21 protein-coding genes are annotated in these 23,750 nt (G+C 63.5%); 8 read left to right on the top strand and 13 right to left on the bottom strand.

What is annotated here, in order from left to right; genetic code table 11:
* Positions 1–50: 50 nt before the first annotated feature.
* Positions 51–1,586 (top strand): tetratricopeptide repeat-containing sulfotransferase family protein, encoded by a 1,536-nt coding sequence (locus AAG612_RS16165; protein WP_342511906.1) that lies wholly within the window; start codon positions 51–53, stop codon positions 1,584–1,586.
* A 25-nt stretch (positions 1,587–1,611) separates the two neighbouring features.
* Here AAG612_RS16165 and recQ read toward each other — a convergent pair whose 3' ends face one another.
* Positions 1,612–3,435, bottom strand: coding sequence for a DNA helicase RecQ (gene recQ / locus AAG612_RS16160; RefSeq protein ID WP_342511904.1), 1,824 nt, complete (start codon positions 3,433–3,435; stop codon positions 1,612–1,614).
* Between the two features lie 82 nt (positions 3,436–3,517).
* Positions 3,518–3,778 (bottom strand): hypothetical protein, encoded by a 261-nt coding sequence (locus AAG612_RS16155; protein WP_342511902.1) that lies wholly within the window; start codon positions 3,776–3,778, stop codon positions 3,518–3,520.
* 93 nt (positions 3,779–3,871) lie between these two features.
* Between AAG612_RS16155 and AAG612_RS16150 the strand changes: the two genes are divergently transcribed.
* Entirely contained in the window at positions 3,872–5,737 is a 1,866-nt protein-coding gene (locus AAG612_RS16150) for an ABC-F family ATP-binding cassette domain-containing protein (protein WP_342511900.1), read from the top strand.
* A gap of 38 nt (positions 5,738–5,775) precedes the next feature.
* On the opposite strand, the gene AAG612_RS16145 is transcribed toward AAG612_RS16150, so the two are convergent.
* The 9 genes from AAG612_RS16145 to AAG612_RS16105 all read right to left on the bottom strand — a co-directional run bounded on the left by AAG612_RS16145 (position 5,776) and on the right by AAG612_RS16105 (position 15,458).
* Entirely contained in the window at positions 5,776–6,900 is a 1,125-nt protein-coding gene (locus AAG612_RS16145) for a hypothetical protein (protein ID WP_342511898.1), read from the bottom strand.
* Between the two features lie 108 nt (positions 6,901–7,008).
* Entirely contained in the window at positions 7,009–7,938 is a 930-nt protein-coding gene (locus AAG612_RS16140; protein ID WP_342511896.1) for a hypothetical protein, read from the bottom strand.
* Positions 7,938–8,294, bottom strand: a complete 357-nt coding sequence (locus tag AAG612_RS16135) for a hypothetical protein (protein WP_342511894.1) — start codon at positions 8,292–8,294, stop codon at positions 7,938–7,940. The genes AAG612_RS16140 and AAG612_RS16135 overlap by 1 nt, the downstream gene beginning before the upstream one ends.
* A 123-nt stretch (positions 8,295–8,417) precedes the next feature.
* Positions 8,418–9,389: a hypothetical protein gene (locus AAG612_RS16130; RefSeq protein ID WP_342511892.1), complete on the bottom strand. Its 972-nt coding sequence runs from the start codon at positions 9,387–9,389 to the stop codon at positions 8,418–8,420.
* Positions 9,376–10,806 (bottom strand): MBOAT family O-acyltransferase, encoded by a 1,431-nt coding sequence (locus AAG612_RS16125; RefSeq protein ID WP_342511890.1) that lies wholly within the window; start codon positions 10,804–10,806, stop codon positions 9,376–9,378. The genes AAG612_RS16130 and AAG612_RS16125 overlap by 14 nt, the downstream gene beginning before the upstream one ends.
* A 37-nt stretch (positions 10,807–10,843) precedes the next feature.
* Positions 10,844–12,520, bottom strand: coding sequence for a carbamoyltransferase C-terminal domain-containing protein (locus tag AAG612_RS16120; protein WP_342511888.1), 1,677 nt, complete (start codon positions 12,518–12,520; stop codon positions 10,844–10,846).
* Positions 12,510–12,752, bottom strand: coding sequence for an acyl carrier protein (locus AAG612_RS16115; RefSeq protein ID WP_342511887.1), 243 nt, complete (start codon positions 12,750–12,752; stop codon positions 12,510–12,512). Before AAG612_RS16115 ends, AAG612_RS16120 begins: the two co-directional genes overlap by 11 nt.
* Before the next feature lie 13 nt (positions 12,753–12,765).
* Positions 12,766–13,842, bottom strand: coding sequence for a cytochrome P450 (locus AAG612_RS16110; protein WP_342511885.1), 1,077 nt, complete (start codon positions 13,840–13,842; stop codon positions 12,766–12,768).
* 8 nt (positions 13,843–13,850) lie between these two features.
* On the bottom strand, positions 13,851–15,458 hold the full coding sequence (locus AAG612_RS16105; RefSeq protein WP_342511883.1) for an AMP-binding protein: 1,608 nt from the start codon (positions 15,456–15,458) through the stop codon (positions 13,851–13,853).
* 205 nt (positions 15,459–15,663) lie between these two features.
* Between AAG612_RS16105 and AAG612_RS16100 the strand changes: the two genes are divergently transcribed.
* The 5 genes from AAG612_RS16100 to AAG612_RS16080 all read left to right on the top strand — a co-directional run bounded on the left by AAG612_RS16100 (position 15,664) and on the right by AAG612_RS16080 (position 18,729).
* Complete coding sequence (locus AAG612_RS16100) at positions 15,664–16,284, top strand: aspartyl/asparaginyl beta-hydroxylase domain-containing protein (RefSeq protein ID WP_342511881.1); 621 nt, start codon at positions 15,664–15,666, stop codon at positions 16,282–16,284.
* A 7-nt stretch (positions 16,285–16,291) separates the two neighbouring features.
* A complete protein-coding gene (locus tag AAG612_RS16095) occupies positions 16,292–17,182 on the top strand; it encodes a hypothetical protein (protein WP_342511879.1) in 891 nt (296 codons plus the stop codon).
* A gap of 19 nt (positions 17,183–17,201) precedes the next feature.
* Positions 17,202–18,053: a sulfotransferase domain-containing protein gene (locus tag AAG612_RS16090; protein ID WP_342511878.1), complete on the top strand. Its 852-nt coding sequence runs from the start codon at positions 17,202–17,204 to the stop codon at positions 18,051–18,053.
* 11 nt (positions 18,054–18,064) lie between these two features.
* Positions 18,065–18,379 (top strand): PqqD family peptide modification chaperone, encoded by a 315-nt coding sequence (locus AAG612_RS16085; RefSeq protein ID WP_342511876.1) that lies wholly within the window; start codon positions 18,065–18,067, stop codon positions 18,377–18,379.
* A gap of 197 nt (positions 18,380–18,576) precedes the next feature.
* Entirely contained in the window at positions 18,577–18,729 is a 153-nt protein-coding gene (locus AAG612_RS16080; RefSeq protein ID WP_342511874.1) for a hypothetical protein, read from the top strand.
* Between the two features lie 196 nt (positions 18,730–18,925).
* Here AAG612_RS16080 and AAG612_RS16075 read toward each other — a convergent pair whose 3' ends face one another.
* Complete coding sequence (locus AAG612_RS16075; RefSeq protein ID WP_342511872.1) at positions 18,926–19,771, bottom strand: sulfotransferase; 846 nt, start codon at positions 19,769–19,771, stop codon at positions 18,926–18,928.
* Between the two features lie 158 nt (positions 19,772–19,929).
* Between AAG612_RS16075 and AAG612_RS16070 the strand changes: the two genes are divergently transcribed.
* Positions 19,930–21,702 carry an asparagine synthetase B family protein gene (locus tag AAG612_RS16070; protein WP_342511870.1) on the top strand — a complete coding sequence of 591 codons (1,773 nt, stop codon included), beginning with the start codon at positions 19,930–19,932 and terminating at the stop codon, positions 21,700–21,702.
* A gap of 65 nt (positions 21,703–21,767) precedes the next feature.
* Here AAG612_RS16070 and AAG612_RS16065 read toward each other — a convergent pair.
* Positions 21,768–23,750: cadherin-like beta sandwich domain-containing protein (locus AAG612_RS16065; RefSeq protein WP_342511868.1), on the bottom strand; the 1,983-nt coding region annotated here is incomplete at its 5' end.

Raw genomic sequence — 23,750 nt, 5'->3', positions numbered from 1 at the left:
TCCTTATTTCATCTGTAAATCAGCTAGTTGCGCAGGCTCGGGAGGATGTTTTGACCGGGCGTTTCCGCGAGGCCTATGTTGCAGCGCAGCAACACTTGCGCGAAGCGCCCGGCGATCCTGCGGCGGTGCTGGTGCTCGCCCAGATCGCGCTCGAGCACGAAAATTTCGCCGGTGCGGACAAGCTCGCCCGCCTCCTGCGCTCCAGCGGATATCGCGACACGTGGCTCGAACTGATCGACGCACGCCTCGCGCTCTCCCGGCAGGACGGTGCGGCAGCGCGTGATGCGATCAGCCAGGCGGCGGCAACGGGGACGGACAATCCGCATCTGGCGGCACAGATCGGTGTCGTGCTCGCGCGCACGGGGCTTCATGCGGAAGCCGTGCGGTTCTCAGGCCAAGCGGTCGAGGGGGCGCCCCGCAATTCCGGCTATCGCTACAACCACGCCGTAGAGCTGCAGTTCAACGGCGATCTCGCCGCCGCGCAGGCCCAGTTCGAAGCGCTCGTGGAGATGGCGCCGGACCATGCGCAAGGCTGGCTCGCGCTGGTCGGACTGAGCGACGACCCGCCGGTCGCATGGCGCGAGACGCTGGAGGCGCTCTTCGCCCGCACGCAGGAAACCGAAACCCGCCTCATTTGCGGCCACGCTCTCGCGCGCTGGCATGAATCGCATGACGAGTGGGAGCAGAGCTTCACATGGCTGGAACGCGCGAAGGGCTGCAAGGCGCGCGAGGTGGCGCATGATCGGGCGCAGGCGGAAGGCATGTTTTCCGCCGCATCGGCGGCAGCCGACGGATCATTTCCCACCGTTGCCGACCAAATCGATGCCCGCCCCATCTTCATCGTCGGCCTCCCGCGCAGCGGCACGACCTTGGTCGAACGGATCGTGGCCGCACACCCGCAGGTGAAGTCGCTCGGTGAATTGTCCGAATTCGGTATCGCGCTCAAGCGGCAGCTCGACACGCCCGGTCGCCACGTGCTCGACGAGCCACTGCTGAAGGCCGCTACCGAAGTGCAGGACCTGGGGCCTGTCGGCCGCGAATATTTGAGGATCATCGCGGGTCTGGCAGGCGATGCGGCGGTCTTCACCGACAAGATGCCGTTCAACATCTTCTATGCCCCGGCGATCCTGCGCGCGCTCCCCGAAGCGCGGATCATCTGCCTTCGCCGGTCGCCCTTCGACGTCCTGTTCGCGAATTTCCGCCAGCTTTTCGCAACCGGCTTCAGCTATTATTCCTACGCCTACGACTTCGGGGACACCGCCCATTTCGTGGGCCAGTTCGAAATGCTGTGCGATCGCTTTGCCGAGACGCTGCCAATGGATCGCTTCCGGGTGCAATACTACGAGGATCTGGTCGCCGGGCAGGAGGCACAGACGCGGGACCTGATCGCCTTTTGCGGGCTCGAATGGGACGATGCCTGCCTATCGCCGCAGAGCAACCGTCAGGCTGTGGCAACCGCCAGTGCCGTGCAGGTCCGCGCGCCCGTGCATGCCCGCGCCGTCGATCGCTGGAAACGCTATGGCGCAGCCGCCGATCGCGCGGTCGAAGAACTTGGCAGATACGGCATCGCACCGCCCGGCGCGTGATGGGCGCAAGCTGCAATCGCTATCGCTATCGCTCGTACTGGCGGATGACCTCCAGAAATGCGTCGCCGTAGGCTTCCAGCTTCTTCGATCCGATGCCCGGCAACTCGCCCAGCAGGGCGCTGGTTTGCGGGCGCAGACCGGCCATGTCGCGCAGCACGGAATCGTGGAAGATGACGTAAGGCGGAACCTGGTTCTGCTTCGCGAGGTCACGTCGCAACTCGCGCAGCGCATCGAATAGCGGATCGCCAACCGGGTTGAGCGCCTGGCTCGATCCCGCACCGCGCCCGGCGCGCTTGCCGCCCGTCCGTTTGGGCGGGACCACCAGATCCAGCGGCTGTTCGCCCTTCAGGAAACCACGCGCCTCCGGCCCCAGCATCAGCCCGCCATGCTCGGTCGGCAGCAGCGCACCGCGCACCAACAGCGCGCGATGGACCGGTTTGAGCAGCGCTGCTTCCTCGCCCTCGACGATCCCGAAAACCGAAAGCTTGTCGTGGCCCTGCGATCGGCTGCGCTCGCTCGACTGCCCGGTCAGCACGGCTTCGATATAGCCCGCGCCGAACATCTGCCGCGTGCGCGCGACTGCAGAGAGGTATTTCTGCGCGACGACCGTCGCATCGACGGCCTTGGGCGGGTTCAGGCAATTGTCGCAATTGCCGCAGGTTTCGGGTGGGCTCTCGCCGAAATGGCGTAGCAGGATCGCGCGGCGGCATCCGGCGGTTTCGACCAGCGCACCGAGCGCCGCCAGCCGCGTGCGCTCGCCCTGCTGGCGTGCCTCGCCCACCTCGCCGATGCGCATCCGCGCCCGCGCGAAGTCGTCCGCACCCCAGAACAGGTGCGCCACCGACGGATCGCCATCGCGGCCCGCACGGCCCGTTTCCTGATAATAGGACTCGATCGATTTCGGCAGTCCGGCATGCGCGACAAAGCGCACGTCCGGCTTGTCGATCCCCATGCCGAAGGCGACCGTGGCGCAGATCACCATGTTCTCGCTTTCGACAAACGCCGCCTGGTTCGCGGCGCGCACCTCGGGTGGCAAGCCTGCGTGGTAGCAGCGCACTTCGCGTTTCCCGTCGGACAGCGAGGCGGCCAGCCGCTCGGTCGCGGCGCGGGTCTGCGCATAGACGATGCCGGGGCCGGGATTGTCGGCGAGCAGGCGCCGAAGCTGCTGGGTCAGCGAGTCGCGCGGGCGGATCGTGTAGCGGATATTCGGGCGGTCGAACCCGGCAACGATCAATCCCTCGGGCGCGATCCCCAGCTGGGCCAGGATGTCGCTTCGCGTGTGCGCATCCGCCGTCGCCGTCAGCGCGAAGCGCGGCACATCCGCGAACTGCTCCATCAACGGGCGCAGCAGGCGATAATCGGGGCGGAAATCATGCCCCCATTCGGATACGCAATGCGCCTCGTCGATCGCGAACAGCGCTATCCGGCATTGCGAGAGAAGCTCGCGAAAATGGCTCTGGCTGGCGCGTTCGGGGGCGACATAGAGCAAGTCGAGCTCGCCCGCGCGCAGCCGCTGAACCGTCTCCGCACGGTTCTCGTCCGCGCTGGTCAGGGTGGCAGCGCGGATGCCATTGGCGCTCGCGCTGCGCAGCTGATCGTGCATCAGCGCGATGAGCGGGCTGATGACGACGCAGGTGCCATCGAGCATCGTGGCGGGCAGCTGATAGGTCAGCGACTTGCCCGCCCCCGTCGGCATCACCGCGAGCGTCGAATGGCCACCCATGACCCGGTCCACAACCTGCTGCTGCACGCCGCGGAAGGAGCGGAAGCCGAAGACGTCGTGCAGCTTGTCCAGCAATTGCGAGGACTCTTCGGCAGTCGTACCGGAGGTGCGCGTTTCGAGCGTCATGGGCATGGCCATGGCAGATCGGTTTGCGGCAGAGAAGCGCTCACCCTCCGGCTGTACCAAGACTTTGAACCTTCGGCGCGCGTCAATCGGGCTTGGTGGCGGCGATCATGTCCATCATGTTGCGTGCCGCATCGCGGTCCGCCGGGTCCTCGAAGGCGACGTCGAGGTCGGGGGACGCATCCAGCATGTAGAGCAGCGTCCACAGTGCGAAGCGGCGATTACGATCACGCTCCAGCCCGAAATCGACGAGCATGCGGTCGACCCCCGCAGGCAGCGCAACGGGATCGACATCGGCCAGATCGGGCGTGCCGAAATAGCGTAGCAAGAGGTCCTGCATCTCCATCCCGCCGCGCTAGCCGACCCTGCGCATCATGCAAGCGGCACGAGCCTCTAATTCCCGTGGGCGGAAGGGGAGAAGCCTGTTACAGGCGCGCGCATGCTTACCATCGACGGCGTCACAGTGCGGCTTGGCGGCCGCCCCATTCTCGAACGCGCGAGCGCGACCGTGCCGGTGGGCGCGCGCGTCGGCCTGATCGGGCGCAACGGCGCGGGCAAATCCACGCTCATGAAGGCGCTGATCGGCGAGATCGAACCCGACGACGGCGAGATCAGCAAGCCTTCGCGCGCGCATATCGGCTATATCGCGCAGGAAGCGCCCAGCGGCGACCTGACGCCCGAAGAAGTCGTGCTCGCCTCGGCGACCGAGCGCGCGGCGTTGCTCAAAGAACTCGAGACCTGCACCGACATCGACCGGATGGGCGATGTGCACGAACGCCTGCTGGCAATCGATGCCTACAGCGCCCCGGCGCGCGCGGCCAAAATCCTGAACGGTCTCGGTTTCGACGAGGAAATGCAGCAGCGCCCGGTCGATAGCTTTTCCGGCGGGTGGAAAATGCGCATTGCGCTTGGCGCATTGCTGTTTTCCGAACCCGACATCCTGCTGCTGGACGAGCCTTCCAACCATCTCGACCTCGAAGCGACGCTGTGGCTCGAGAATTTCCTCAAGTCCTATCCGGCCACGCTGGTGGTCATCAGCCACGAACGCGATCTGCTGAACAAAGTGGTCGATCACATCCTGCACCTGCAGGGCGGCCAGCTGACGCTTTATCCGGGCGGCTACGACGCGTTCGAGAAGCAGCGCGCCGAACGCGCCGCGCAACTGGCGGCTGCGAAGGCTTCGCAGGATGCGCAGCGGGCGCGCTTGCAGGACTATGTCGCGCGCAACAGCGCCCGCGCCTCGACCGCGAAGCAGGCCCAATCGCGCGCCAAGATGCTCGCGAAGATGCAGCCCATCGCGGCGATGATGGAAGACCCGAGCCTCAGCTTCGATTTCCCCGATCCCGAGGAACTGAAATCGCCAATGATAACGCTCGAACAGGCGGCGGTCGGCTATGGCGAAGCACCGCCGATCCTGAAACGGCTGAACTTCCGCATCGAAGCCGATGACCGCATCGCGCTGCTCGGCCGCAACGGCAACGGCAAGACCACGCTGGCGCGGCTGCTGGCCTCGCAGCTCGACCCTGCGGAAGGCGAGGTGAACGCGCCCGGTCGCCTGAAGGTGGGCTATTTCACGCAGTATCAGGTCGAGGAACTGGCGGGCGAAGACACCCCGCTGGACCTGATGAATCGCGCGATGGACGGCGCTGCGCAGGGTGCGATCCGCGCGCAGCTCGGGCGGTTCGGATTTTCGGGCCCGCGCGCGCAGCAGCGGGTCGACAAGCTATCCGGCGGCGAGCGTGCGCGGCTGGCGCTGGCGCTGATCACGCGCGACGCGCCGCACCTGCTCATCCTCGACGAACCGACCAACCACCTCGACGTCGATGCCCGCGAGGCGCTGATTCAGGCGCTCAACGACTATTCGGGCGCCGTCATCCTCATCAGCCACGATCGCCACATGGTCGAACTGACCGCCGACCGGCTGGTGCTGGTCGATGGCGGCACCGCGCGCGAATATGCCGGGAGCATGCAGGACTACATCGATTTCGTGCTCGGCCGCAATCAGCCCAAGAAGGAGCGCAGCGGGAGCGAGGGCAAGTCGAAAGGCTCACGCGGGGCGAATAGCGAGGGCAAGGCGCGCTTCGCGAAATCGGAACTGACCAAGGCGGAGAAAGCGGTCGAGCGCCTCACCGCCGATGTCAAAAAGCTCGATGCGCTGATCGTCGAACACAGCGGAAAGCAAACCGCGCACGACGACGCATCGATCGAAGACCTCCTGAGGCAACGCGCCGAAGCCGCCGACAAGCTGGCCGAGGCAGAGGAAGCATGGCTCGCCGCCGGGGCCGCACTAGAGGCAATTCAGTAGGGTAAGCTAGCTGGCAGCGCGGAGGGATTGCACCCCCGTCAGCCGCCAAACGCCGGAGCATTGGCGTATTGAAGTGCGGCCTTGAATGCGGTGGTATCGAAGCGAACAGGGCGGACCGAGGTCCCCCGGTCGGTCCGCTTGCGGCCCCTGTACTCATAGGTCTCTTCCCACATCGTGGAGGTGCCGGCCGGATCGACAAAGCCGATCCCGAATGAGGGCTGGCCGAGGACGGCCTTGCTCGCCTCGCTGTCGAGGATGAAGATCCTGACGAACCGCGGATCGATCGTTCGCGCTTGCGTCGCCGAGTAGGTCTTGCCGCCTGCATGGAACTCGACCGTTGCCATGCCGAGCAATGCGGAGCTGTCCCCCTCCTCGACTACGGCCAGACGACCATCCCGCAGGATGAGGACTTCGTTTCCGACGCCGATGCTCCGGGTCAATCCGGCCATGACGCCGCCCTTCACGATCTGGGCACCGGAATCCCGCACAGCCTCGACAAAGGTCGGGGAGTCTTCACGGGTGCCCTTTACCGTCATCTCTCCGCGATAGGTGGCGGGCCGTTCGTACACGGGCTTCAGAGTCTCGGCCATGAACGCCGCAGCATGCGCGCGCGCCCTGCCTCGTGCGTCGGAGAGATTGCACTGGGAGGCGATCATATCCGCTTCCGCCTGCATCGCCGCTGGCTGCAGTCTGGGGTCCTGGCTGGGCGACAGCTTTGACCACGCGGCTGCTGCGCGCTGCCTCACGGCGGGCGTATTGGCGTAGGTGCAGGGGGAATCTTCGGGCAGGAAGGCATGCAACGCCAGCATCCGCACGCCCTCGCTGTTGAAATAGTCGACGACTCCTTGCGCTTCGGGCCTTTTCGACAGATCGCGGCAGGTCCCCGAAAAAATCGGCGCCTGTCCTGCCGAGATGCTGTCGAAAAGCGGCCTGTTGAACGAATTGAGCAATCGCCCCTTGAACTCCTGATAGAGGAATTGCCCTTCGAGCGTAAAAGCGTCGCACTTGCGCGCGACATGTTCGGCCCGCGCAACCAGCGTGAATATCTGGACTTCGGGCGAAGCGGGCTGCGTGGTGGTGTCAGCCTGCGCGTGCGCCGCCTGCGTGGTGCAGACCAGCTGCACGGTTGCCGCCAGCGCGGCGACAGCCTTCACGTGGCTCATTTTTCCGACGGTAATCATGCAGTTGCTCCTACGGCAAGGTCCTGGGATCGAGCCTGGCGACATCGCCCCGGGGCAAGCTCGGGATTCGCTCCGATGTGGCCGGGCGGATCACTCTTCCTTGCAAACCCGGCCACCGCCGGTGCCCTTGTGGGTCGTGCACACCACAACGCCGCTGCCCGGCTTGGGCTTGTAGGGTTTGCCAGTGCCGAGCGAGCCGACATAGGGCGCGTTGGCCTGGCGTGCCTTTTCCGCACGATCGTCGGCCGCGCGCTGCGCCCACCGCTGGGCCTCGCTTTCGCTCTGGCGCATCATCCGCATACGACGACGATATTCGGCGAAGACCAGCCGCGTGGCGGGCGGGTTGTATTGCCAGTAATGAGCGTTCGCGATCGCGTAGATCGCCTCGTCACTCCACCGCCGCAGGCCCGCTTCGCCAGCCTCGACGATCAGTTGCCCCAGCAGATCGCCATCCTCGTTCGGCTGGAAGAGATCCTTGCCGTAAGGGTAGTGATACACGAGGTAATTGGCGACTTCGCCGGAATCGCCGGTGCGCGTGGCGTAGGACCGCAGCGCCGCGGCGGACAGGGTGCCCGCCGCATTGAGCTGCTGCTCCACCGCCGGCCGCGTCGGGCCAGCGGCCCGCTGCTGCGTCGCATTCGCCTGCTGATACAGGTTTGCGCAGTCCTCTGCCGTCTCGAGCACGTAGGCTTTCAGCCACGCCTGCCCCCGCTCGGCGGCCAGCCCGGTCCAGTAACGTCGAAGTGCGGCATCGGCGCTTTCTTCCAGCGCCTCGCTATCTTCGGTAATGGCGTAGAAATCGTCGAGCACAAAGCTCGACGAAACGGCGAGGGTCTGCCCCAGATCTTCGGCAATGCCGATCGCGACCGCGCATTCCCAGATCCCGTCCACGTCCTCCGCTACCTGCCCACTCGCCTCAGCCGGAGGTGCGGCAAGCAGCACGGCCAGCGATGCGCCCAGCGAGATCGCTGCGGCGACGGCCGAACGTGTCCGGCAGGCCGATCGGGATCGACCGGCCATTAAGACTGAATCACCGCCATCTCGCGGTCGCAGTCGCGCGCGCGGTTGAGCATGTGGCTGCGCGCCTCGTCCGCGCCCATGATCCGCGCGCGCTTGTTGTACTTCGCCTTGGCGAGCTTGATCGCCCTTTCGCCGTCCATCCCGGTTCGTTCTTCGAGGATCCGGACGATACCCATCCATTCCGCCGAGCCATAGTTCAGCTCGACATTGCTATCCTCGGCAATCGCGACGACGTAGGCACAGCCTGCAGCCATCTCCATCAGCTTCTTGGGGCTCGGGTCTTTTGCCATTGCGGGATTGGCGAAACCCAGCAGCGCAGCGCCGCATACCAGCGAGATCGAAGACTTCAGTTTCATGAGATTCCCCTCGGTTCAGGGGGATCGGATTACCGGGAAACACCGGCGGGCGGCATGTACGAATGCCGTCATGAAAATGACGATTGCTGTTAGTGGCCGGATTTACTTGGGGGGAAGCGCCACTCAATCGCACGTGGCAGCGCCCTTTCTCGTTCGGTCTTCCTTTCCAGCAGCAGCGGCGGAATCTATCGCGCTTCCTTCCAGGGTGCGATCGATTGCATCGAGATAATCACGGCCTGTGGCGGGCTTGAAATGGGTGTTGTCGAACCAATCGTCGGGGTCGTGGAAGGCGTTTCGTGCATCGAGCCGGTCGTAATCTTCGAGCGCCAGATTGGAAAATTCCACGGCACATCCCGAATGCGCCGCTCGAAGTATCTCGTTGACGGCTTCATTTGCGCTGGCTGCATTGGCGCGCGTGTATGCCTGGGTGGCTGGCCGATGGGCATTCGGGAACAGTACCAGTTGAAGCCGCCCCTTGCTGGCCCGGCAGGCAGGCGTGACATCGGCCAGAAACATCGCGAGCGTTGCCTGCAATTGTCTGGCATCGATCGGAAGCGCAGACTGAGCGCGGGCGTCGCGCTCGCGCTGTTGATTGCCGATGCTGGACATCGGGATAACGTCGCAGGCCCTCACCTGGGGATCGTTTCGGATGGCAGCGGCGATGCGGCGTGGGTCGAACAGATAGTCCTTCACGCCGTATTCTTCAGTGCCGCGAAAATCCGGTCCGGATAAGCTCGTCACGGCAGCGAGATCGACGATCATCGTCTTGTCCTCCTCCAAGCCAGCCGAAACGATCCGTGCCGCCTCGCCGGGTCGGAGCAATGGCAGCCACAGGCGGGCAAAATCGGTGCCGCACGTGTCGATCCCGAACCCCACATAGCTCGTCCCGATAATGACCTTCTTTTCGGGCATCTCGCGCGCCAGCCGAATAAGCGTTTCCACCGCAATGGTCCGGTCTTCGCGATCGTCGGTCCAGACCAGTTCACGCGGCTGCCCCGACCACCAGCCAAGCGGGTCGGTCATGGCGATCAATGACGGTATCGCGCAAAAGCCAAGCAGGAAACAGAGGACGAAGCGCAGGTTAGAACCCGTCATACCCGACCCCATCGACTCTCACGACCAGCAGCATTCCGACCGCCGCCGCACCGGCCAGACCCAGCCCCAGTCCCCAGAGCGCATTGGGGCGCCAGTGCCACCAGCGGGTTTCCCTTGCCTCTATCAATCCGAATATCTGGTTCGAGTTGGGCGCGAATAGTGCGATGCCCCAAGCGCCAACCAGCCAGGCGAGAGGCAACACCGCCCCTCCGGTAAGCGTCGGCATCATGGCCCCTCGGGGTAGGGATTGCCCCAAGCCTGCGGGCAACCACCCGGCGGTTCGTTCGCCAACCTGGAAGCGCGCAGGATCGATCATCGTCGACATCAGGCCTGCCACGTCGCTCAGGTCGGGTAGTTGATAGATCATCGTCATCACCAGCGTGACTGCGATCAACAGCGCTCTTGCCACCGGTTTCGGCAAGGGTGCCCGGGCGCGCGGCGAAGCTTGTCGCAAACCGATTGCGACGACCAGCACTCCGCCGACCGCACCCGACAGCAGAAACGCGGGCTCGACGCTATGCCACGCGCCGATCGAGAGCAGGCTCAAGAAAGATCCGGCCGCCCAGCCGAGGATGCTGCGTCGCTCTACGGACCAGCGTTTCTGCCTCCGGAAGAAGCGCACGACCGGGTCGAAAACATAGGTCTTGACCCACAGGGTCAGCGACATGTGCCAGCGGTCGATAAAGTCCGACGGATTGGTGGCCTTGAACGGGGAATTGAAGTTCAGCGCAAGTCGCAGTCCCAGCATAAGCCCCGTGCCGACGGCGATGTCGGAGTATCCGGAGAACAGGAAATAGAGCGCGAGAAAGCCACCGAAAAACACATAGGCGGCCTCCACACTGGTCAGGTCCACGCCCGAATATACCGATGCAAGAATTGGATCGATAGCCTGCTGGATAGGCTGACCGATTATGCTGATCTTGCAGAGGCCGAACACGGCCAGCGCGCCTCCGCGCAGAATCGTTCCCCACTCGACCTTGGCATACCCCAGCCTCGCGATTTGCGGGGCCAACGTGTTGTAGCGCGTGATGGGGCCCGCCGTAACGGTGCCGAAGAAGAGCGCATAGAGAACCAGATCAAGGGTTTTCAGTCGCTCCGCGCCGGAGCGGATATCGAGGAGTGCCGATATCTGCAGAAAGGTAAGAAACGAAAGACCGATGGGAATCTCGTTTCCCTGCGCGATCTTCAAATAGGCGAGTGGGGCGAGATTGATGGCAACCGCCAGAATAACCGATGCCGGACGCCGTGCGCAGAGCAGCAAGGCCATCGCATGAGCGCCGAAAACCACCGCCAGTGGGAGCGCATTCCCGTCGCTCACCTGCCAGTAGAAAACGATCGAAATGCCCAGCAGCATCGGCTTGACGGCAGCCGGCGCAAAGGCGCGCAACCCTGCCGCGAGAACCACGATGCCGAGCAAGGCGGCGATCCATGACAGGGCCCCTCCCACCATTGGATCAGCCGCCAAGTTTCTCGAAAATCACGTCCTCCACGACGAGCGCATCGAGTTCCGTCGTCGCGAGAACCGTTATTGCATCTTCGACATTATGGACGATCGGCTTACCCATCACGTTGAGGCTGGTGTTGAGCAATACGTCCGCCCCTTCCGGCATGGCTTGCAGGACATCGAACAGGAACTGGCCTCGCTCCACAGTCTGCACGCGCCCCGTACCATCAGCGTGAACGACAGCGGGAAACCGCTCTGCCGCTTCCTTGCGCCAGGGCAGCGTGAAGGACATGAAAGGCGCCGGCTGTGAGCGGTCGAAGAACTCGTCGATCCGGTCCGCTTCCACCACCGGGGCGAAAGGCCGATAACTCTCCCGGCCCTTGACCGCCTTGTTGATCCGGTCCTTCATATCCGGCGCACGTGGATCGGCCAGGATCGACCGATGTCCCAGTGCGCGCGGACCGAATTCTGCCCGCCCCTGCATTACGCCCACGATTTTTCCGGCCGCGACCATGTCGGCGGTCGCCTGAGCGCGGTCGGCAGCCTGATGCGTGCGAAACGCGCCCGATTGTCGGGCCTTCGCAAGCGCGCGCGCATCCACATGCGTTCCCAGAAAAGCGCCACATGCTCCTCTCGGGACCGATTGGTGAGGGTGATCCGCCTGCCATGCAAGCAAAGCCGCGCCGAGCGCATTGCCATCGTCTCCGGGAGCGCTTGGCACATGCACGCGTGCGAAGCCCATGCGGCCCTGGACCGTGCCATTGTATGAGGAATTGAGCGCGCACCCCCCCGAAAGCATCAGATTGGAATGCGGCTCGCGCTCCTGCTCCCGCATGAGAATCGTGTCGGCCCAACGCGCGAACACTGCCTGTGCAGCCGCTGCCAGCGGAGCAGCGGCATCGATGGGGTCGTTCGCATGACGCGCGTGGGAACGCGCCAGCTGAATGATCCGGTCAAGCTCTTCCCCTTCGCGAAGCATCGGGCGCGCCTCATCGAAACCGATCAGCTTGTGCAGCTCGGCTTCCAGGTCGGGCGGCGGGTCGGCGAATGCGGCAAGCCCCATGACTTTCCACTGTTCGCCGGCAGCCCAGTCGAAACCGCAAAGATCGGTGAGCCAGCCGTAGATCGCGCCGAGGCTGGCAGGCCCCCAACTGCGCCAGCGGCGCTTCAGCCGCCTTTCGCGCATGTCGAACATGCTGAGAGCGCCGACATCGCCTTCTCCATCCATCACCGCGCACAAGGCATCGTCGAACGGCGCGCAATGCAGCGCATTGGCCGCATGACAAAGGTGATGATCGAAATCGCGTCGCGCGGCGATTGCGTGCTCGCCGCGCAATTCGGCGATCCCACGCCCCGCCTCGCTGCGCGCGGTCGCGTTCAGTCCGACCAGCCAGCTCTGCTGTTCCGCACGAACGAACGGCGTAGCGACGCCGATCAGGCCGTTCGGGCCAAGAGGGGCCCAACTGGTTGCCAACGTAAACCGCGCATTTTCGGGGCAGAACGCATCCAGAGCGGGCTTGATAAGTTGGGGCAGATCGCTCGGGATGCCCCAGCCGATCTTTATCTGTGCGCTGCGTTCGGTCGCTTCGGCGAACAGGACCTCGCCCTCATCCGATACGATCGCAAGCGCTGGATCGTGACCGGTCGTGGCAAGACCAAGGTAAAAATGGGACGCCTCAGCTGGCATTTTTCTGCAATTCGCGGATCTTCGACGCCACTGCATTTATGGTGCGGTTCTCGAACATCGTCGAGGGGTCGATCTCGATACCCAGCAGGTCTTCCAGGTGGCCGGAAATGATGACTGCATCGAGTGATTTCAGGCCGATGTCTGCAAAATCCTGCTCCGGATCGACAGCCTCCACATCGCACCCCACGCGCTTTGCCACCATCGCTCGAATGCGAGTTTCGAGATCGTTCATGAGGATGCGCCTTCTATTCTTCGAGTGTGATGGGGAGCGAACCGACAGCCGCAACCGGCGCCCCGACATCGAGCCGGGCGCATTCGCCGTTCATCCGCGCCGACGAAAAGGCCGAGCCGATGGCAAAGAGGAATTCGGTGACCAGAGTGCGGGCAACATGTTGCCCAAGACACGCGTGATGGCCAGCACCAAAGGTAAGATGCGTTCGATCCTGTTTCGGATCATGTTCGTCCGGAAACTGAGACGGATCGTGATTTGCGGCGCGAAGTCGAAGAATGACATTCTGATCGGCCTGAAACTCCTGCCCGCAAACGGTCGAATGGGTTCGCGGACAACGCAGCGTCGCCTCGATCGGCATTGCGCGCCTGAGATGGCCATTGAGTTCGTCCCGCAGCCTGGTGCGATCGCCCAGGGCTGCCAGGCCGGAACCGGAAAGAGCCAATGCGAGGATGTTGCCGATCGTCCGTTTCGTTGCCCAGCTGGCATTCAGGGAGACAAGCAGGAAATGTTCGATTTCGCGCTGGCTCCAATCCACATCGTCCGACTGCTCGATATGCTGGCGCAAGGTAAGGGGATCGCCGTTGACCGCGACTGCGCGAGTAGCCAGCGCATATGATCGATAATCGCGCATCGCCTTTTCGATGCGGCGTAAGGTGCGCAGGCTGGGCATCAGTTTGATCAGCGATTCAAAATCGTCGATCCAGCTTCTCAACCGCTCTGCGGGCGCCGGAACGAAGCCGATCGTTCTGATGCTGGCAGCCAGGATTGCCGGTTCGAGCAGGTCCTCGATCAGACAGAATTGGCTACGCCCTTTCAGTGCCGCGATGTGTGATTCGATAATGGACGCAAAAACCGGCCCCCAAGCTGCGGCGCTGTGCGGCTTGTAGTAATTGCGGACCGCGTTGCGCGTCCTTGCGTGAACCTCGCCTTCGAGGACAAACAGATTGACGCTGGCCTGCGCGATCAGCTCGGAAAAATCGTCGTCGGTCTCTTCGGTCAATCGCCGGCAATGCTCGCCGAAGTCCCCGACGGAGAACCGGCCGTCCTTCAGGACGGCCCGCACCGTTTCATAGTCACTCAGTGTGGTCATGAGACGTCTTACGCTTCCGCACCGAATTCGCCTGCCTCGAAGCGGCTGCGCGCCACGGCCCGTCTGATCTTGCCACTGGTCGTGCGCGGTAATGAGCCGGGTGGGAGCACCAGAACCCTGGACAGGGTCAGGCCCGTTTCACTCTCCACCCGCTTTACCATGGCTTGTTCAAGCTTTGCCCCCAATGCGTCTTTTCCCGATCGCCGGGTCTCGATCAGCAAGACCGTCTGCAAATCGTCGATCGACCCGACATGAAAGGCAGCTGCACCCATCGGTGCAAGCCGCTTGTCGACGCTGGCGGCGACCTCCTCGATCTCGTTCGGGGCGATATTGACCCCATTTACGATCAGGATATCCTTTTTTCGTCCGGTAACGATCAGCCGCTCACCTCGAAACCGGCCCAGATCGCCGGTTCGAAACCATTGATCGCCATTCGCGTCTTCAAACAGCAGATCGTCGTGAGAGCGCCCGAGATAGCCGCGAAATTGCGACGGGCCGCAAAATGCGATCTCGCCTTCTTCGCCCCCTTCAAGAAAGATCGGCTGTGCTGGATCGACAATGGCCACCTTGTGCTTGCCGTCATGATAGATTCCGACCGATGGGTCGCCTTGGGGGGACGGCTTGCCCGCGATGTACAGGGTTGCCTCGCTCATACCATAGCTTGCGAAGATGCTGTCCGGATTGAGCCCGGTCGGTGCCATGGCCCTCGCAAATCGGTCAATGAGATCATGCGGTATCGGTTCGGAACCGCAATACATCGCTTTCATTGCGCTCAGATCGAAGTCGCCAAGATCCTCCGCAGCCGTCGCTTCGAGGCATAGCTCGAGACCGAAAGCGGGGGTGCCCGATATGTTGGCGCGGTAATCGGACAAGGCTTGCAGCCAACGCCTCGGCCGCTGAATGAAGGTCAGCGGCGCCATCTGGACAATGCGAAGCTGCCTCACCAGCGGAACCAGAAATGTTCCGAACAAACCCATATCGTGGTAGTGCGGAAGCCAGTTCAACACCCGGTCGCCGGGACCGACGTTGCATTCCCTCAGCACGAATTGCGCATTGGCGAGAATGTTCTCACCGGTGATCATGGCGATCTTCGCATCCCCGCCCGTCCCCGAAGTCGGCTGCAGCACCGCGACTTCAGCTGGAGCTCCAATTTCGAGCTCCGTCTGCCCTTCGCGCACCTGGAACACGGTTGCGATTTCGTGGCGCAATGCCAGTTCCCGGCCCTGCTCGCTCCGCTTTGCGTCGACCACCAGAATCGCGGGACGCGCCACCTTCAGCGCGCTTTCCAGCCTGCGCTGCGTCGGCCCGGGGCCCGGTGCCGGAAGCGGCAGGACCGTGTAGCCGCCCAGGAGGCAGGCCGTAAGCATGATGAAGAAATCCGCGCCTGCCGACATTGCAAGCGCGACAGTGCTGCCTCCCGGGGCGCTCTGACGCAACGGACCGATTTGCGCGCCGGCCCGGCCGAGTAGCTCCGTGCCGGACAGGGCAGTTTCTACATCGCCCCTTCGTCCGACAAACCGGTAGAAGTCGCCATCCGAATCCGACCGGAGGTACTCGACGATCGAGCTGCGCCAGTCGCATTGTTCCAACAATCTAACTCTTTCCCCATCGCGCACCGGGACGCACCGCGGTCACCAGACCTCATCGCCGGGAAGGTGCCCTAATGACATTACCCTGCCCCATCAACGCACCAATTTTGCGCGCCGATAACCCGCACATTTGGCGACGTGGTCCCGAGCCGTCGATCCCGTCATCGGCCCTGTACAGCCTTGTCGATGGTTTGTAATCCCGGGCCACCGGATGCTCGGGTATCGCTAGCTCGTGGCATTGCAGATCATCAAGGAAGATCGAGTGCTCAAGCGCGTCAACAAGCCGGACACAATTCGGGAGCTCGGCACGGTCGACATCGCCAATCTTGAGGCGGCGGTCGCCCGCCTGTCCGAAAAGGCTTGGATGCGGGAAGACTCGATCAAGGAAAACGCCTTCGAGTGCTTCCACAGCACGCGGCATTTCGTGTTGCGTTTCATCACCGGCAACGCCGATCCGCGAGTCTTCACGAGCTACCCCGCATGGCAAGTATGGCAACCATTGATGCGCCCGATATTCGAGCATGCGACCCGCGATTACGGCTTTGCAGCACCCGAGTATCCCAAGGTCATGCTCGCCCGGTTGGAGGCAGGCGGTGTCATCGACCGGCATTCCGATGGCGCCGGATCGCACCCCTTCACGCACAAGATCCACGTTCCCCTGCAGACCAACGAGCAGACCCATCTGGAGGTCGGCGGCAATCCGTATCACCTGCGCAAGGGGACTGCCTATGAGGTCAACAACATCAAACTTCACTCAGCGGAAAACCGCGGAAAGGAAGATCGCATCCACCTGATTTTTGAAGTGTTCGACACAGCCCAGGCCGGCGCGTCGATCGCCAGCGAAATTGCCTGATCCGGCCATGTATCAGTATTACGTCTACGGGCTCGCCGTGCATTCCGAGGTCGAATTGCCGTTCACCGAACGGGAAACGGCAGTTCCCGATGTGACCATCGCAGAAGGGTCGACCGAGCACGCGTTCGGGCCGCAAGCACAGGCTTACGGCCTGTGGCGCGCCGAGCGCGGCGCGTTGCGGCTCGAGGACCCACAGGCAGGCTCGGTCCTCGTGCGCGAAGGTCGCAGCGTTACCCTGGAATCGCGCGATTGCGACATCATTCGTGTCTTCCTCACAGGCTCCGCGCTGACGGCACTTCTTCAGCAGCGCGGCCTGCTGACCCTGCACGCAGGCTGTGTTTCCACGCCGGCGGGCGCGGTCGCCTTCGCGGGGGATTCGGGTGCGGGCAAGTCGACGTTGGTGTACGAGATGTTGCGGCGCGGGTATCCGCTGGTGGCCGACGATGTGACCGCCATCCGCACTGACGAGGCAGGCATGCCGATCGCCGAACCCGCCTACCCCGCGCTGCGCCTGTGGCAGGAGACCATGACCCGGCTGGAGGTCGGCAACGAGGAGGCGACCCGCCGGATGCCGGGGATCGACAAGTTCGTAGTCCCGACCGGCGCGATCGAAGCAGATCCCGTTCCCGTCCGCGCGGTCTATGTGCTCAATCCCGAGCCGACGGAGCATATCGCGCTCGAACCGCTGGGCCCGGTGGAGGTCTTCAACGCGCTGATCCAGTTCAACCACCGCGAGCGCATGTGCTATGCGCAGGGCTTGCCGTCCGAGCATTTCGCCCTGGCTACGCGGATTGCCCGGTCCGTGTCGGCGAAGTCGGTGCGTCGGCCTGTGGAGGGCTTCCGCATTGGCGAACTCGCCGACGCGGTCGAGGCCGATTTCCTGGCACTGCCGAGGTGAAAGAGGCGAGAACGACCTGATGGGCCTGGTCTGGCTGGCTTCCTACCCCAAGTCCGGCAACACGTGGCTGCGTGCGGCGATTCATTCCGCGGTGAGCGGTGACGAGCCCGATATCAACGCGCTCGGCCCCGGCGAGCCGGGCCCGAGCGCCAACCTGTTCGAAGAGATTACCGGGCTTTCCTTCAGCGAACTTGCGCCGCTCGAGCGGCTCGAACTGCGGCAATCGGTGTTCGATGCGCTCGCTGCTGAGATCGATGAGCCCGTGTTCTACAAGACGCACGAAGCGTTTTTCTGGCCTGGCGAGCGCCAGCCCTCCTATCGCGGAAGTTCTGGCGCACGCGCCGTCTACATTGTCCGCGATCCGCGCGACGTCGCCTGCTCCTACGCCCATCATCGCGGCAACGGCCTGGACGAGGCGATCTCCAGAATGGCCGACCGCGACCATTACAGCGAATCTCGGCGTGGCGGCTTATTGATCGCGGAACCGCTGAACACCTGGCACGAACATGTCGCCGGCTGGCTGGACCAGTCCGAGTTGCCGGTCCACCTGCTACGCTACGAGGATATGATCGCCGATCCGCATGCCGCGTTTGCTGGCGTACTGGCCTTCGCAGGCATAAAGGCACCACCCGATCGCGTCTCCGCCGCGATCGAGGCAACGCGCTTCGACCGGTTGCAGGCGCAGGAGCGCGCAGCACCATTTCGCGAGAGGCCGCGCAAGGATGCGCCTTTCTTTCGGAAAGGAGAGGCAGGCGGCTGGCGCGGCGCGCTGAGCGACCAGCAAGTCGTCGAAATTGAACGGGTCCATGGTGAAATCATGACGCGACTGGGTTATGCGCTGTCCGCTTGCCGATCCGAAACCCAAGCATAAGAGGAATTGTTTTGACGCAGCTTGCCGATGATACGCTGGTCCAGCGCGAAGCGAACGTCCTGTTTACCGAACTGGGCGATTCCATCGTGATGATGGACCTGGAAAGCGGGGACTATTACGAACTCGACGATATCGGATCGGTCATCTGGCGGCGCATCGAGACGCCAGCTGCGATTGCGGATCTGTGCGAGGAACTGACGCGAGAATACGCAGTGGATCGGGAAACCTGCCGCGAACATGTGGCCGCTTTCCTTGGCGATCTGATCGATCGCAAGATCGCGACCATTCAAACTGCCGAGACGCACGCGAAAGAAACCTCTTCGTGATCCCCAATACTTTCGAAACCCCTTTGTGTGATGGCTGCAAAACCTGATCGCCGACAGGCCAAATGCGGCGTTGCGGCGCCGCAAAACCTAATGTAACGCGTCGCGTGGGCAACACCGGCAGATTGCTTCAGTGCAGAATGCCGACCAGTTTCAGTGACACCTCACCGACGTGAGGTGCCCGATCGAGGATGATAGAAATGACCGACCACAGCACCCCCCATCCCGAGCGCATTTCCGATCCGAAGCCCTGGCACGCGCCGAAGCTGAAAACTGTCAGTGGAATTCGGGCCGCCCGGGGTGGCTCTCAGGTGTACAATATCGAGGACGCCACGTTCTACCGACCGAGCTGAAGCCTGACTGCGGGCCATCCCCAAAGGGTGGTTATCCCTGTATCGAATGGGTGTCAGGCAAGCTGATTGTCGCGGACCCGGTCGCCACGGAAGCTGGCTTACTCGGGGGGCGAACGAACGGCCCGGCTGAGAATTTTTGCGCCATCAGGCTCGGCACGTCGCGGCGTTTCGAATGACGAGCGCGCACATGGCGCCCTTAGTCGCCGCGTCGCAACCGGTAACCGAAATCGGCCAAGAGGTTTTGAAACGGCGAGAAACATGCGGTCAGGCGCTGCACCGTGTCCGTCGGCAGGCGAGCGATCTGTTCCGCATTCATATCCCGCAGCGGTTCGTCATACATGCCCTTCACCTCCACCGCGTCGTTCAGCGTGTAGTCGTTCAGCACGGGCAGGAAGCTGCGGATCGCCGCAGCGGCGCCCGCAGGATCGGCACACATGTCTTCGTAGCGTAGAGACAGGCCCGTCTCTTTGAACGCGGAGCGGTTATGCGCCTGCCGTTCGAAGCAGTGCATCAGATGCGCGGCGACGATATCGATCCGATCTTCTCCGGGCTCGATCCGATAGGCCGCAGGGCGTCGCAAGATGCCCTCCGCGATCGCATAAGGGTCGCGGGTGAGGAACAGGAACCGGGCATTCTCGAACCGCTCTTTCAACGCCGCGACCTGCAGCAGGAACGGGGGGGAAGAGGTCACGAACACACTCGCGTCCGGGCTTCGGGCGAAGGACTGGAAATACCACGCGCGGCGCGAGGTTTCCCAGTCGAATGCAGCGGGGTCGGCGAATTCCGCTCGCCGGTCCTCGGTCGCATTCCAGATCAGCGTCTTCGGGCTTGCGTCGGTATGCGGTCCTGCAAAGCCGAGCACGTGCTGACCCTCTTGCTTCAGGTTCCAGCTGTGTCGGCTGGCCTCGAACGAACGACGCAAGAAAGTCGACCCGCTGTTGTTCGGGCCGATTACGAACAGGTGGGTATCGATTATCTGCGCAAGATCGTGTTGCGCGCCCAGATATCGGCCTTGCCGTCCGGCGGCTTGTATTTTGTTCATGGCACGCCGTAGTATGACGGTTCGGGTCGCTTCAACCGCTATCTGGAACGAGGATATAGGCGTCGCATGACGCCTGCGTGCGCACGGGGATTTCCGAAAGAGTGTTTTGCGGCCAGATCGATTTCCGCGCGCATGATTCTGGCGATTGCGTTGCCCGGATGCTGGCCCACGCCACATCCGTACGCGAAGACCCGGAGATCTGGGCCGATGCGCCCGCGCGGTTCGGCCTGCGTCCTTTGCTTGTGGACAACGCGGATCCGGCGGGCGAGGCAATTGCGATCGATTACGAGGCGCAATTGGCGGCAATCGGCGATGTGCGCCTCGATAACCGCGAGGATTTGCGGCGCGAACTGGACGCGCCTGCTGGATCGACCGACCTAACACTGGTCCTTGCGCTCTACCGCAAATCCTCGCGCGCCGGGCTCGATCGCCTCTATGGTGACTATGCATTCGTGATCTGGGATGCCCCTGCGAAGACCGCGATCTGCATGCGCGACCATATCGGAATCGCGCCCTTCTACTATTCTTGGCACGATGGACGCCTCGTCTTTTCCAGCCAGCTGGAGGCCCTGGCTTTGGGCAGTGGCATGCCGAGGGTGCCGGATCGCGCAAGCGTGGCCGATTTCCTCGACGACATGTCGAAATTGCCGCTCGACCGGACATTGCTGCGCGGGCTACGGCGGTTACCGGGGGCCCATCGGATGGCAGTCGGCGCTGACGGCCCGAATGTCGAACGCTGGTGGTTCCCGCAGCGCTGCGCGCCGGTGCGCCTTTCGTCGGATGCCGACTATGCCCGGGGCCTGCGCGAGAGACTGGAAGATGCAGTACGCGCCCGGATCCCCCGCCACGACGCGATCGGTGCGCATCTCACCGGCGGGCTCGATTCCTCCAGCGTGGCAACCATTGCCGCACGCGATCTGCGCGCGGAAGGTCGCCCCACCCCCCGCTGTTTTGCGTGGCAGCCCCCTCCCGCGCCCGGATCGAGCGAACTGGGCCACGAGCATCGCATCATCGAGTCTATAGTTCAGGCTGATGGGTTCGATGTTCGCTACCTAAGCCCCGAAGCGTGTGACTTCGTCGAGTGTCTTTCGATCGATCCCTTCGTGCGTCCGTACGATTCGGCTCTGACCCATGAACTGGGAGTAATGCGAGCGGCGCAGGACAATGGCATCCGGGTCATTCTGTCGGGCTGGGGAGGCGACGAGTGCGTTTCGTTCAACGGGCGCGGTACGTTTGCCGCGCTGCTGCTCACCGGTCGCCTCCCGCAATTCGCGCAGACGGCCCGGTCGGTAGGCCGCAATCCAGTTCGCACGGCGGCGGCTACGCTCAAAGAGCTCGCCCGCGCTTCCGCCGTGGACGCGACCTCTTTCCTCCCCGGCCGGTCGGCCAGGGGATTCCGTAACCGGTGGTTCCGCCCCTGGCACATGCGCGGCGGGCCCCCGACGATCGAGCGGCGTCCGTTGCGGGTGCGTGTCGCACTGCTCGAGCGGGGCCACATCCAGTCGCGCATCGAATGCTGGGCGGATAGCGGGGCCCGCCACGGGATCGCCTACCGTTACCCGCTGCTGGATCGCCGGCTGCTGGAGTATGCGCTCGGCCTTCCGATCGAGCAGTTCCGGCGAGGGAAGACGAACCGCTACGTCATGCGCAATGCAGTCTCGACGATCCTTCCCGAAAAGATAGCCTGGAACCCCGACAAGTCGGAGCCCGTCCGCGTCGAACGCTATATCGGCGCATTGACGAAGGCGATGGACGAAATCGGGGCACTACCCGCGTTCACCGAGCCCAATCCCGTGACCGAAAAGTTCGTGGATGTGGCGCGCGTCGAAGCAGCCTTGCATGCCGGGTCCCAGGCCATTCCCGGAAAGCGCCCACCATGGATTTTCGGCGCTTCCAGAGCGGTCCAGTTATTGGGGGCCAGATCGGTGTAAGCGAGCCCACCCGCCGATGCGTCTCCCCTTGGGGGCATTGAAACTGCCTGGCTACTGGCTTTGATTTAGAACTGCACGTCGACATGCACGTCCACCGTGTGGCTCATCCGCGACCCCGATCCGAGTCTCGTGCGATAGCCCGTGCCGATACCCCAGCCCTGAGCCAGTTGCAGGTCGAGCAGCAAACTCACATCGAGATGGTCTCGCGCGGTCCGACCGGCGAGGGTCGAATAGGTCAGCGAATTCAGGTCGGCATAGCCGAGCGACATGCTCGACCGGCCTGCGAAATCATAGCCGTACTCCCCGCGCAACTCAGGCCGCAGAAGGCCGAATGGCAGTTCGATCGTATCGTACGCGCGCAGCCCCAGATTGGCCGAAAGACCGTCAACCTGCTGGTCGCCATAGGCAAGGCTGTACACACCGGCGTCGAACTCCGTGAAGCTCTCGATCCGCGAACGCGAGAATTCGAGGCGCCCGTAAGGTGAGACCATCCAGTCATCCTCGCGACGCTCGTAGGCGAAGGTGATCGAGCCGAATAGCTGCGTGCCGCCCACGTCTCCGCTTGCGATGAGCCCTGTCGGAGTCACGAAGCGGATCGAATCGAATTCCAGGATACTGCCACCTAGCACACCGTCGATGAACAGGTCTGGTGCCGGCGTGAAGCTGCCATAAAGCGCCATGCTGTAGGCATCGGCACGACTGAGGCTGCCGTTTGCTCCGATCTCGGTCCGGTCGCGTCCATATCCTGCACCCACACCCCCGACAAAGCTGTCCGAGAACCGGTAATCGATGCCCGTGCTGACGCCGACCATGGTCGAATCCAGATCGACCATGCCGCCGCTGTCCTCCGCGAAGTTCACGAACCCGTTCGACCAGACGGCCACCGGCATATCCTGTGTGCCTTCGCCGGTCGACGGGGCCGATCCTTTGGTTTGACTGTTCGGCACAGGGGAGAGGCTGTCCTCGAACGTCAGGAATGCGGGGAGCAAGTGCCCGTAGTCGATCTGACCAGCCAGATTATCGGTTGCAGTCCGACCGAACCGATCCTCGGGTCGCGCGCGCGGTGTCGAGCGCTGATAGGCCATTCTCACATCCATGCTGGACGCGCGCCGATCGCCCTCGTCGTGCAGTTGCTCGAGACGACTGCGGAAATTGCGTTGCTGAATCTCGGCGAATCGCTTGGCCGCATCCGCGCGGGCGTTGATCAGTCCGGTGACCTCGCCATCCGTAGACGGATCCGGCCGGACAAGTTCGGCACGCGTCACCGCAACGGAATATTGCTGGGTCGTGCCATCGGCAGCGGTCACCACGACCGCAATCGGCGTCGTGCCGACCGGAAGCGCCACCGGTGCACTCGCGCTGCCTGAGGCGACCGCGTTGCCCGCGACCGTGATCGTGGCATCTGCGTCCGACGCACTCGGCGTCAGCGTAATCGCATCGACCTCATTGCCGACCGACACCGTGTAGCTCGCCTGCCCAGGATCGAACGCAGGGCTCAGCGCACCCTCGCTCACGGACAAGGCAGATAGCTGCGCATCGCTCGAGGCAGCACGCGTCACCGCAACCGTGTACTGCCGGGTCGTGCCATCCGGAGCGGTCACCACGACCGCAACCGACGTCGTGCCGACCGAAAGCGCCACCGGACCGCTCGCGCTGCCCGAGGCGACTGCGTTGCCCGCCACGGTGATCGTGGCATCTGCGTCCGAGGCGCTCGGAGTAAGCGTAATCGCATCGATCTCATTGCCGACCGAGACGGTGTAGCTCGCCTGCCCAGGATCGAACGCAGGGCTCAGCGCACCCTCGCTCACGGACAGGGCAGATAGCTGCGCATCGCTCGAGGCGGCGCGGGTCACTGCGACCGTGTACTGCCGGGTCGTGCCATCGGGAGCGGTCACCACCACCGCAATTGGCGTCGTGCCGACCGGAAGCGCAACCGGTGCACTCCCGCTGCCCGAGGCGACTGCGTTGCCCGCGACCGTGATCGTCGCATCTGCGTCCGAGCCGCTCGGGGTCAGCGTAATCGCATCGACCTCATTGCCGACCGAGAC

Origin of the sequence: Citromicrobium bathyomarinum (genome assembly GCF_038594605.1) — a bacterium.
GTDB lineage: Bacteria > Pseudomonadota > Alphaproteobacteria > Sphingomonadales > Sphingomonadaceae > Alteriqipengyuania > Alteriqipengyuania bathyomarina_B.
This window is presented reverse-complemented; position numbering and strand designations above follow the sequence as displayed.